Below are 10675 nucleotides of genomic sequence, written 5' to 3' on the forward strand. Positions count from 1 at the left end.
GTCAGAGACGGCCGGCCATGACGTCGTCCAGGCTGGCGACATCGGACAACAGGGCGGCGGCGCGGACCAAGGGCGCGGCCAGAAGGGCGCCGGTCCCCTCGCCCAGCCGCAGGTTCAGGTCCAGCAGCGGCCGGGCGTCCAGCGCCTGGAGCATCCGGCCGTGGCCCGCCTCGGCCGAGCGGTGGGCGAACAGGCAGACGCGGCGCGTCGCGGGCCTCAGGCGCACGGCGACCAGGGCGGCGGCGGTGCAGATGAAACCGTCCACGATCACCGGCGCATTGCGATCCGCCGCGCCATGTATGGCGCCGGCCATCATGGCGATCTCATAGCCGCCGAACTGGCGCAGCACCTCCAGCGGCGCAGTCGCGTCGGAGCGTCCGGCGGCCCGCGCCAGCACCGCCCGCTTGTGCGCCAACCCCGCCGCATCGTGGCCCGTGCCGACCCCGACGCAGTCGTCCAGAGGCGCGGGCGCCAGCCGGTGCATCAGCAGGGCGGCCGAGGCGGTGGAGCCGATGCCCATCTCGCCCAGCGCCAGGACATCGGCGCCGCGATCCAGGGCGGCCGTCGCCTGTTCGGCGCCCCGCGCCAGGGCCAGGCGCGCCTGATCCGGGGTCATGGCCGGCTCGCGGGCGGCGTTTTTCGTGCCCCGGCCCGTCTTGGCGTCGACCAGGGCGGGATGGGACAGGTCGGCGGCGACCCCGGCGTCGATCACGGTCGTCTCGACGCCCACGGCGCGGGCGAAGGCGTTGGCGGCGGCGCGCCCGGCCAGGAAGGTGGCGACCATCGCCGGGGTGACTTCGGCCGGATAGGCGGAGACGCCGTCCTGGGTCAGGCCATGATCGCCGGCGAAGATCAGCAGGGCGATCCGATCGGCGCGGGGCGTGGCGGTGCGCTGGATCAGGGCCAGCTCGACGGCCAGATCCTCGATCCGGCCCAACGAACCCGGCGGGCGGGCCTGGGCGTCCAGCCCGGCGCGCACGGCCGCTTCGGTCGGGAAAGGCTCGCTCATGATCGCAACTCTCCAAGGCCCGCCAGCCGCGCCAGGGCCGCCACGTCCAGATGGGTTTCCAGAACGGCGGCGATCTCGTCCAGGGCCTGGTCGACCTGCAGCCGGTGATCCAGCGCCGTAGAGGCCGCGCCCAGGCCGGCCAGAAGATCGGCGCGGGCCGGACCGCTGTCGAACAGCCGATGGACATAGGCGCCGAACACCCGGCCGTCGGCCGAGATCGCCCCCTCGCCCGTCCCGTCCGACCGCCGCAGCCAGGGCCGCGCCAGCCCCGGCCCGGTCGTGCGTCCCATATGCATCTCGAAGCCTTCGTAAGGCGCGCCGCCGCGGGTGAAGCCGCGACACGGCGCCAGCACCTTGTCCCCGGTCAGGACGGTGTCGATGGCCAGAAGACCCAGGCCCGGCGTCGATCCGGGCGGACCCTCGATCCCGTCGGGATCGGCGACGCTGCGGCCCAGCATCTGGAACCCGCCGCAGACGCCCAGCACCCGGCCGCCGCGCCGCACATGGGCCGCGATGTCGATGTCCCAGCCCTGCTCGCGCACGAAGGCCAGGTCAGACAGGGTCGCCTTGGAGCCCGGCAGGATGATCAGGTCGGCGTCGCCGGGCAGCGGGCTTCCGGGCGGAACATAGGTCAGATCGACCGACGGTTCGGCCCGAAGCGGGTCGAAATCGTCGAAGTTGGCGATGTGGCGCAGGATGGGGACGGCGATCTTCAGCCGACGCGCGCCGCCCGTGACCGCCCGGTCCAGCACCACCGCATCCTCGGCCGGCAGACGGCGCGCGGCCGCCAGCCAGGGGACCAGGCCCAGGTCGGGCCAGCCGGTGCGGGTTTCGATCCAGCGCCGTCCGTCGTCGAACAGGGCGGGGTCGCCGCGGAACTTGTTGACGACGAAGCCCTTGATCGCCGCGGCGTCCGCCGCATCCAGCACCGCCTGGGCGCCGACCAGGGCGGCGATGACATGGCCCCGGTCGATGTCCCCGACCAGGACCACAGGCACGCCGGCGGCCAGGGCGAAGCCCATGTTGGCGATGTCGCCGTCGCGCAGATTGATCTCGGCGGGACTGCCCGCCCCTTCGACGATCACCAGATCGGCCTCGGCCTCGAGCCGACGGAAACTGTCCAGCACCACTTCCAGCAGGGCGGCCTTCCTCGCCTGATAGGCCATGGCCGGATAGCTGGCCTCGACCTGGCCCCGAACGACCAGCTGGGCGCCGACATCGCTCTGGGGCTTCAGCAGCACCGGGTTCATGTGGACCGTCGGGGGGGTACGGCAGGCGACGGCCTGAAGCGCCTGGGCGCGACCGATCTCGCCCCGCCGCCCTGTCGCGTCGGGTTCGGTCACGGCGGCGTTGTTGCTCATGTTCTGGGGCTTGAACGGACGCACGACATAGCCGCGATCAGCGAACAGGCGGCACAGGCCCGCCGCCAGCACCGACTTGCCCACGTCCGAGCCGCAGCCCTGGATCATCAGGGCCGCCATGCGCGCCCCCCGACGGCGACCGCCGCCCACAGCAGGCCGCAGGCGCGGACATGGATGTCCAGCGCGCGCCTCAGATCGCCGGGCGTCGGCGCCGGGCCCTCGCCGAAGGTCGGACGTTCGGTCATGACCCCGTCATAGGCGACCGGGCCGCCGAGACGAACCCCCAGCGCGCCCGCCATCGCCGCCTCGGGCCAGCCGGCGTTGGGCGAGGCGTGGCGACGGGCGTCGCGGGCCATGACGCGCCAGCCCGCGCTCCGTCCGCCCGCCGCCGCGATCAGCGCCCCGGCCAGACGCGCGGGCGCCAGGTTCATCACATCGTCGGTCCGGGCGGCGGCCCAGCCGAAATCGCGCCAGCGCGGCTCCTTGTGGCCGATCAGGCTGTCGGCGGTGTTGACGGCCTTGTAAGCGTAAAGGCCCGGCAGGCCCGCGACGACCAGCCAGAAGGCGGGGGCGACCACCCCGTCGTTGAAGCTTTCGGCCAGGCTCTCGATGGCGGCGGCGGCCACGCCCGAGGCGTCCAGGGCGTCGGTGTCGCGTCCGACGATCCGGCCCACGGCCAGGCGGGCGGCGTCCAGATCGTCCGCCTCCAGCGCCAAGGCGACGGCGGCGACATGGTCGTGGAGGCTGCGCTGGGCCAGGCCCAGGGTGGCGGCCAGCACCGGCGCCGGGCCGGGCAGGCGCGCGGCGAAAAGGCCGGCCAGGGCGGCGACCCCGGCCGCGGCCGCAACCGTCGCCACGCCCGCGATCCGGCGTTCAGACGGCGAACGGTCCGGCCGGTTCAACCGCCGCTCGCCCGCGTCGATCAGGGCGCCCAGGCCGACCACCGGATGCGGCAGGACGCGGTGCAGGGCTTGCGGATAGCCCACGGCCGCCTCGCCGGCCAGGGCCGCCAGGGCCAGCCGGGCGCGGCGCCTAAGCACGGCGGACGACGTCTATCAGCGGCCCGCCGGCGCCTTGGGCCACGGTCGCCTCCACCCCATAGGCCCGGCGCAACACCTGGGGCGTCAGGGCCGTCTCGGGCGGATCGTCGGCCAGCACCCCGCCCTCGGCCAGGACGACGATCCGGTCGGCCAGCCGCAGGGCCAGGCTGAGATCGTGCAATGTCAGGACCACGCCCGCCCCGTCGTCGGCCAGGCGGCGGAACAGGGCGGCGGCGTCGATCTGGTGCGCCGGGTCCAGGCCGGTCAGCGGTTCGTCCGCCAACAGCCATTCGGGCTCGCCGGCCAGGGCGCGGGCGATCAGGACGCGGGCGCGCTCGCCCCCCGACAGGGTGTCGACGATCCGGCGTTCGAAGGCCGAGACGTTGGCGGCGGTCATGGCCCGATCGACGGCGGCGCGGTCGGCCGCCGTCTGGCCGCGCGCGCCGACGAAGGGGGTGCGGCCCAGTTCGACCAGGGTGCGCGCCTCGACCGACCAGGCGATCTCGGGCGTCTGGGGCAGGAAGGCGATGCGGCGGGCGCGGGCGCGCGGCCTCATCGCCGCCAGGGCCTCGCCGTCCAGGGCGACCGCGCCGGTCGACGGCGCGCGCAGCCCGGCCAGGCAGGACAACAGGGTGGACTTGCCCGCGCCATTGGGACCGACGACGGCCGTGACCCGGCCCACGGCGATGTCCAGGGCGACGTCGGACAGGATGCGGGTCTGACCGATGACGACCGACAGGTTCCGGCAGGCCAGGACGCTCATGCGACGGTCCTCCTCAGACGCAGCAACAGGACCAGGAAGAAGGGCGCGCCCACGGCCGCCATGGCGACGCCCAGCTTGACCTCGCCCGCCGCCGGGGTCAGGCGCACCAGGACGTCGCCGGCCAGGACGATGACCGCCCCGCCCAGGGTGCTGGGCACAAGAAGCGCGCCCGGCCGCGCCCCGACCAGCGGCCGCAGCAGGTGCGGCGTGACCAGGCCGACGAAGCCGATGACGCCCGTCACCGCCACGCTGGCCCCCGCCGCCAGCCCGACGCCCAGGGCCAGGGTCCAGCGGGTCAGCGGCATGGAGACGCCCAGCGACCGCGCGCCCGTCTCGCCCAGGGTCAGGGCGTCCAGCGCCCGGCCCAGGGTCAGCAACAGGCCGCAGCCGACGACGATGAAGGGCAGGGCCGTCCTGACCTCCTCGAAGCTGCGGTCGGCCAGCGATCCCATCAGCCAGTCCACGATCTCGTTCACCGCCCAGGGATTGGGCGCCAGCGACAGGGCCAAGGACACGCCCGCGCTGGACAGGATGTTCAGGATCGCCCCGGCCAGGATGAAAGTGACCAGGCTGGAGGCCGAACCGGACAGGGCCATCAACACCCCCACCCCGATCAGGGCGCCGCTGATCGCCGCGACCGGCAGGGCCCACGGCGCCACGGCCGTCACCCCGTAATAGAGGGTCAGCACCGCCCCCAGGGCCGCCATCGCCGACACGCCCAGCACGCCGGGATCGGCCAGGGGGTTGCGCGTATAGCCCTGCAGCACCGCGCCCGACAGGCCCAGGGCCGCGCCGACCGCGACGCCCAGAATGGTGCGCGGCAGGCGCAATTCGAAGACGATGGCCCAGCGCGGGTCGATGTCCGGGGATATCCAGGCGGTCCAGGGGACCCAGACCTTGCCGGCGATCAGGCTGACCCCCGACAGGATCAGCAGCAGGACGACAAGACCCGCATAGAGAAGGGGTCGGCTGACAGGTTTCATCTTCGGCTCGCCAATGCGTCGTCGCGCGCCCGGGCCAGGGCCGCCGCCGTCTGGATCAGGACCGGGCCGCCGCAGAACAGCAGCCGCTCGGGGAAGGTCGCCCGGTTCATTCCGCCCGCCAGATGCGACAAGGCCGGATGCTCCATCACCCGTTCGGCCCAGCTGGGCGCGCCGGGATAGGGTTCGCCGGACAGGAGGACATCGGGCGGATCGGCGATGACCTGTTCCAGCGGCACGTTCATGGTGCGGCGCAGGCCATAGCGGCCGGCGGCGTTGATCAGGCCCGCGCGGCGCATCATCTCGTCCATCAGGGTGCCGGGGCCGGAGGCGAAGCCGCCGGGCATGAAGACCAGGGCCGACAGGGGCGGGGTTCCGGGCGGCGGGGCGGCGGCGGCCAGGGCCGCCTCGATGCGGCCGACCAGGGTCTCTCCGCGCTCGGGATGCCCGACGGCGGCGGCCATCTCGCGCACCTGGGCCAGGCTTTCGGCGACGGTGTCGGGCACGCCGAACAGGGCGGCGGGAATCTTCAGCCGATCCAGGGCGTTGCGGGTGGCCAGCGACGAATGCCGCCCGGTCAGCACCAGATCGGGGCGAAGGGCGATCACCTCCTCGGCCGTCTCGTAAGTGAAGGGCAGGGTCCGGGCCAGGGGCGCGATGGTCGAGCCGTAGTCCTCGCGCGCATAGTGGCTGAGGGCGGCGATCTGGTCGCGGTCGGCGACCTGCACCAGGATGACATCCAGACAAGGGTTCAGCGACACCACGCGACGTGGCCGCCCCTCCGTATTCGCTGTGGACGGCGGCCGCGCGACCGGCGCAGGCGTGCATCCGGCGGTCATCGCCAGCCCTGCAACCAACAGCCCTCGCCGGTCGATGGTCATCAGAAGTCGATCCCCCGCTGGGCCTTCACCCCCTGGTCGAAGGGATGTTTGACCAGGGTCATCTCCGTGACCAGATCGGCGGCGGCCAGCAGCTCCGGCCTGGCGTTGCGGCCGGTGACGCAGACGTGCTTGCCCTGCGGCCGCGCCGTCAGCCCCGCCACCACCGCATGGACGTCCAGATAGTCGTAACGCAGGGCGATGTTCAGCTCGTCCAGCAGCACCAGGTCCAGCGTCGGATCGGCGATCATCTCCAGCGAAATCGCCCAGGCCGCCTCGGCCGCCGCGATGTCGCGCGCCCGGTCCTGGGTGTCCCAGGTGAAGCCCTCGCCCATGACCTCGTAACGGACTTGGTCGGGGAAGTTGCGGAAGAACTGCCGCTCTCCGGTGATCCACTTGCCCTTGATATATTGCACCACCCCGACCCGCTGGCCCCAGCCCAGGGCGCGCGCGACCATGCCGAAGCCGGCCGTGGACTTGCCCTTGCCGTCGCCGGTGTTGACGATCAGCAGGCCCCGCTCCTCGGTCTTGGAGCGCATCAGCTCGCGCCGTTCGGCCTGAAGCGCCTTCATCGCCTCGGCGTGTTCGGCGTCGGTCTTGGTCTCGTCGGTCATCGCGACATCTCCAGGGCGGTTTCAAGTCGCCGCCAGTCCTTGGCCCCCGGCAGGCCGAAGCGGATCAGGGTCGGGTCGTGATCGAAGGTTCGCACCAGAACCCCCTGCCCCGCCAGCCGCCGCGCGCGCGCCATCGCGTCCGCGCACCGGGTCAGCCGGAACAGGTCCGCGCCGCCCGCGATCTCGAACCCGTGCGCGGCAAGAAGCCGATCCAGCCGCGCCGCCTCGCGCGCCAGCCGCATCCGCATTCGCGCCGCCCATCCCCCGTCCGCATAGGCGGCGCGCCCCAGGGCGATGGCGTCGGCCCCGACCGGCCAGTCGCCGATGCGGCGCCGGATATCGACCGCCAGCGCGGGCGCGCAGACGACGAAGCCCAGCCGCACGCCCGCCAGGCCGTAAAATTTTCCGAACGAGCGCAGGACGACCGTGCGATCGCCGGCCAGGGCGGCCGCGCTGATCTCCGGCCGCGTCTCCACGAAGGACTCGTCGACGATCAGCCAGCGCCCCTCGGCCGCCGCGACCAGTTCGGCGCCCGGCGTCGCCGCCCCGTCCGGATTGTTGGGATTGACCACCACCAGAACCTCGGCGTCGCTGCGGAACAGGTCGGCGCGCGCCACCGCCTGGACCGTCGCGCCGGCCAGGGTCCAGGCGTCGGCATGGCTGCCATAGGCAGGCGAGGCGACCGCCGCCCGCCGCGCCCCGATCACCGAAGGCAGGAGGCGCAGCGCCGCCTCCGCCCCCGCCGTCGCCGCCACCCGCGCGGGCGGGACGCCGAAGGCCCGGGCGGCCACGGCCTCCAGCGCGGCGACGTCGGCCGGGTCGGGCAGGCGCCCCAAGGCCGAAAAGGGCGCGCGCCCTCGGCGCCATCCGTGGGGATTGATCCCCGTCGACAGGTCGAGCCAGGGCCGGGGCGCAAGCGGATGATCCGCCTGCGCCTGCCCCAGTCGCCCGCCATGCGGAACGGCGCCGGTCATTTCAGCCCTAGAAGCGCGCCCGCACGCCCACGAAGGCGCCGCGACCGGCGACCCCGTAGTTGCGCGTCGTCTCATAGTGTTCGTCGCCGACGTTCTCGACGCGGCCATAGACCTCCAGCGTCGCGTTGATCGGATAGGAGGCGCGCAGATCGACCAGGGTGTAAGGCTCCAGCCGGGTGCTGTTCGACGCATTGTCGAAGCTTTCGCCCGCATACTGCACCGCCACCGTGGTCGACAGGCGGAACGGCCAGACATAGGTCGCCGACAGATTGGCGGCCTCCTCCGGGCGGCGCGCCAGCCGCCGGCCGAAGTTGGCGCCCGGCGTCTCGTTGGTCGCGTCCGTATAGGTGTAGTTGGCCTGAACCTCGACCGGCCCCAGCGACGCCGCCGCCGCCAGTTCGACGCCCTTGGCCTGGGTCTTGGCGGTGTTGTCGTAATAGCCGAACCGACGCACGCTGTCGACGAAGCACAGCGGCTGAGCCGCCGGCGTCGCCGAGGCGGCGCAGGACACATAGTCGATCTGGTTGGTCGTATCCCGGTCGAAATAGGTCGCCGAAACGATCAGACGGCCATCGAACAGATGCTGTTCGACGCCGGCGTCCCAGGCGTCAGCCTCTTCCGCCGCCAGGCCGGTGTTCCCGTATTCGCTGTAGAGCTGATACAGGCTGGGGGCCTTGAAGCCCTGGCCGAAGCTGGCGCGCAGGACGGTCGCGCCCTGGTTCAGCGACCAGGCGACGGCGGCCTGGCCCAGGGTCTTGCCGCCGAACGTATCGTGCTCGTCGCGACGCACGCCGCCGGTCAGGGTCAGGCCGTCGATCACCTCGCCCTGGACCTGCAGATAGGCGCCGTCGATGCCGACCGAGGCCCGCGCCGGCGTGGGATCGGGTGCGAAGGCCGAGGGCGAGGCCGAACGGAATTCGCTGTCCTCGTGCTCGGCGCCGAAGGTGGCGACCCAGCCCTGGCGGATGTCGAACACGCCCTGGTATTCATAGCGCTCGTTCTTCCCCTGGGCGTCGAAGGTCAGGGTCGTGACCGCCTGGTCCGGGTTGGAGTTCTGGCGGTCGGTCCGGGTGTAGGCGTAGCCGATCCGGTTCGACAGGCGGTTGTCCAGCAGGCCGAAGTTCAGGCCCGCATAGGCGACCAGATCCTTGGTCTCGGCGTATTCGCGCGTGTCGCCGAACGCATAGCTAGGCGCCGGAAAGCCGTCGATATCCACCCGGCCGTCCGAATAGACCGAACGCAGGTCCAGCGACACGTCCTGGGCCAGCTTCAGGTTCAGGCTGCCGCTGAGGCCGGTGTTCTCATAGCCGTCGTCCTCGGTCCCGCGCGCGAAGGTCGAGAAGCCGTCGGTGGTGAAATGCGACGCCGCCAGGCGCCAGACCGCGCGTTCGCCCGCCCCGCCGACGCCGCCGCGCAGATATCGCGTGCCGCGCTCTCCGGCCTCGGCGTCCAGCGAGGCTTCCAGCGGACGCCTGGGCCGGGCCGTCTGGATGTCGACCACGCCGCCGATGGCCTGGCTGCCCCACAGGGTTGACTGGGCCCCGCGCAGCACCTCGATCCGGGCGATGTCGCCGACCAGAAGGTTGCCGGCGTTGTAGCCGCCGCCGGTCGAGGACGGGTCGTTCAGCTTGACGCCGTCGATGACGACCACCGTCTGGTCGGTCTCGGCGCCGCGAATGCGCAGCGAGGTCGCAGCGCCCACGCCGCCGTTGCGCGACAGGGTGACGCCCGGCGTGCGGACCAGCAGGTCGGCGACCGCGACCGCCTGGCTGTCCTGGATGTCGGCGGTGGTCAGCACCGTGACCGACTGGCCGACGCGATCGGCGGCTTGCGCAGAACGGTTGGCGGTGACGACCACGTCGCCCAACAGGGCCGGGTCGGTCTGGTCCTTCGAGGCCGGCTCGGGCGTTTCGGCAAGCGCGCCGTTGGCGCTCAGCAGCAGCGCGGCCGCGGCGGCGCTCAGATATAGTTCGGGTCTCATGCGGGTCCTATCCCTTGCTCGACAACGAGCCGGCCGCACGACGCCGCGACGGGACATGGACGCGCCCCGTCGCGACCGCGCGCGAACGCGGCCCAACAGACGTCGTCATTCGGGATATTCCCCGTTCCGCCCGGCACACCACGTCCGCGCGAAGGACGACCGCGACGGGCAGGTCTCCTGGCTCGCGGGTCTACGCCGGTGCGCACCGCCTTCCCAGATCCTCCGGCTTTCGCCTTTCGGACCCAGTGGCTATTGGTGCGCGGGCTCGCCGCTTACAGTTGCGTGGGCAGCCCAGGTTTCACACCTGAGTTCCCTTTTCATCCCCATCGCTGGGGAACCTGTCGCGCTGCGGGCCATAAGCCATCGCGACGCTTCAGGCAACGGAGTGATTGGAATGGCGACGCTGGTTCTGGGCGGGGCGCGATCCGGCAAGACGACCTACGCCCTGACGCGGGCCGAGGCCCTGGCGGCCGAAACGGGCGGACGGCGGATCATGATCGCCACGGCCGAGGCCTTCGACGACGAGATGCGCGCGCGGATCAGCCGTCACCAGGCCGAGCGCAGCTCCGCCTGGTCCACGCGCGAGGCGCCGCACGACCTGATCGCGGCGATCGACGCCCTGGCGCCCGACCAGGTGGCGGTGGTCGACTGTCTGACCCTGTGGCTCAGCAATCTGATGGCCGGCGGAAAGGACATCGACCAGGAGACCGACCAGCTGTGCGCCGCCGTCGCCGCCTGCCCCGCCCCGCTTTTCCTGGTGTCCAACGAGGTCGGCTGGGGCGTCGTGCCCGACAACGCCCTGGCCCGCGCCTTCCGCGACCACGCCGGCCGCCTCCACCAACGCCTCGCCGCCCAGGCCGACGAAGCCGTCCTCATCGTCGCTGGCCTGCCGCTCGCGCTGAAACCCGCCCCGCGCTGACGACGCGCCCGGCGAACAGAAAACTTAAATCTTCAGGGAAAGTGGCGCGCCGCCGTGGACGAAACTGAGAACTATTTTTGCTTGCGTCGCCCTAGCTATCTGAAGTCTTAAACGCGCCAAACGCGGACATCTAAACCGTTCTGCAAAAGCGACATC

At 72.2% G+C, this 10675-nt stretch carries 10 protein-coding genes and 1 riboswitch; of the genes, 1 reads left to right on the forward strand and 9 read right to left on the reverse strand.

Annotation, left to right across the window (positions count from 1 at the left end; all coding sequences use genetic code 11):
- Nucleotide 1: 1 nt before the first annotated feature.
- The 9 genes from cobT to AC0L6G_RS11080 are packed head-to-tail and all read right to left on the reverse strand — an operon-like array spanning nt 2 to nt 9600.
- Complete coding sequence (gene cobT, locus AC0L6G_RS11040; protein ID WP_473252209.1) at nt 2-1009, reverse strand: nicotinate-nucleotide--dimethylbenzimidazole phosphoribosyltransferase; 1008 nt, start codon at nt 1007-1009, stop codon at nt 2-4.
- Complete coding sequence (locus AC0L6G_RS11045; protein WP_473252210.1) at nt 1006-2490, reverse strand: cobyric acid synthase; 1485 nt, start codon at nt 2488-2490, stop codon at nt 1006-1008. The genes cobT and AC0L6G_RS11045 overlap by 4 nt, the downstream gene beginning before the upstream one ends.
- Complete coding sequence (gene cbiB, locus AC0L6G_RS11050; RefSeq protein ID WP_473252211.1) at nt 2478-3410, reverse strand: adenosylcobinamide-phosphate synthase CbiB; 933 nt, start codon at nt 3408-3410, stop codon at nt 2478-2480. The genes AC0L6G_RS11045 and cbiB overlap by 13 nt, the downstream gene beginning before the upstream one ends.
- Nucleotides 3403-4173, reverse strand: coding sequence for an ABC transporter ATP-binding protein (locus AC0L6G_RS11055; protein ID WP_473252212.1), 771 nt, complete (start codon nt 4171-4173; stop codon nt 3403-3405). Before AC0L6G_RS11055 ends, cbiB begins: the two co-directional genes overlap by 8 nt.
- A complete protein-coding gene (locus AC0L6G_RS11060) occupies nt 4170-5156 on the reverse strand; it encodes a FecCD family ABC transporter permease (RefSeq protein ID WP_293825581.1) in 987 nt (328 codons plus the stop codon). The genes AC0L6G_RS11055 and AC0L6G_RS11060 overlap by 4 nt, the downstream gene beginning before the upstream one ends.
- Entirely contained in the window at nt 5153-6034 is an 882-nt protein-coding gene (locus AC0L6G_RS11065) for an ABC transporter substrate-binding protein (RefSeq protein WP_293825580.1), read from the reverse strand. The genes AC0L6G_RS11060 and AC0L6G_RS11065 overlap by 4 nt, the downstream gene beginning before the upstream one ends.
- Entirely contained in the window at nt 6034-6645 is a 612-nt protein-coding gene (gene cobO, locus AC0L6G_RS11070; RefSeq protein WP_293825578.1) for a cob(I)yrinic acid a,c-diamide adenosyltransferase, read from the reverse strand. Before cobO ends, AC0L6G_RS11065 begins: the two co-directional genes overlap by 1 nt.
- Nucleotides 6642-7619: a threonine-phosphate decarboxylase CobD gene (gene cobD / locus AC0L6G_RS11075; RefSeq protein WP_293825577.1), complete on the reverse strand. Its 978-nt coding sequence runs from the start codon at nt 7617-7619 to the stop codon at nt 6642-6644. Before cobD ends, cobO begins: the two co-directional genes overlap by 4 nt.
- A 7-nt stretch (nt 7620-7626) precedes the next feature.
- A complete protein-coding gene (locus tag AC0L6G_RS11080) occupies nt 7627-9600 on the reverse strand; it encodes a TonB-dependent receptor plug domain-containing protein (protein WP_293825576.1) in 1974 nt (657 codons plus the stop codon).
- A 150-nt stretch (nt 9601-9750) separates the two neighbouring features.
- Nucleotides 9751-9957, reverse strand: a riboswitch (cobalamin riboswitch).
- Between the two features lie 37 nt (nt 9958-9994).
- On the opposite strand from AC0L6G_RS11080, the gene cobU reads away from it, so the two are divergent.
- Nucleotides 9995-10519 (forward strand): bifunctional adenosylcobinamide kinase/adenosylcobinamide-phosphate guanylyltransferase, encoded by a 525-nt coding sequence (gene cobU / locus AC0L6G_RS11085; RefSeq protein WP_293825575.1) that lies wholly within the window; start codon nt 9995-9997, stop codon nt 10517-10519.
- The last annotated feature ends 156 nt before the right edge of the window (nt 10520-10675 follow it).

Source organism: Brevundimonas sp. D3-1P (assembly GCF_055809335.1).

Bases quoted from the DNA above. Each gene is read 5' to 3' on its own strand.
- cobT (WP_473252209.1), bottom strand. From the start codon at position 1,009: ATGAGCGAGCCTTTCCCGACCGAAGCGGCCGTGCGCGCCGGGCTGGAC.
- AC0L6G_RS11045 (WP_473252210.1), bottom strand. From the start codon at position 2,490: ATGGCGGCCCTGATGATCCAGGGCTGCGGCTCGGACGTGGGCAAGTCG.
- AC0L6G_RS11055 (WP_473252212.1), bottom strand. From the start codon at position 4,173: ATGAGCGTCCTGGCCTGCCGGAACCTGTCGGTCGTCATCGGTCAGACC.
- AC0L6G_RS11060 (WP_293825581.1), bottom strand. From the start codon at position 5,156: ATGAAACCTGTCAGCCGACCCCTTCTCTATGCGGGTCTTGTCGTCCTG.
- AC0L6G_RS11065 (WP_293825580.1), bottom strand. From the start codon at position 6,034: ATGACCATCGACCGGCGAGGGCTGTTGGTTGCAGGGCTGGCGATGACC.
- cobO (WP_293825578.1), bottom strand. From the start codon at position 6,645: ATGACCGACGAGACCAAGACCGACGCCGAACACGCCGAGGCGATGAAG.
- cobD (WP_293825577.1), bottom strand. From the start codon at position 7,619: ATGACCGGCGCCGTTCCGCATGGCGGGCGACTGGGGCAGGCGCAGGCG.
- AC0L6G_RS11080 (WP_293825576.1), bottom strand. From the start codon at position 9,600: ATGAGACCCGAACTATATCTGAGCGCCGCCGCGGCCGCGCTGCTGCTG.
- cobU (WP_293825575.1), top strand. From the start codon at position 9,995: ATGGCGACGCTGGTTCTGGGCGGGGCGCGATCCGGCAAGACGACCTAC.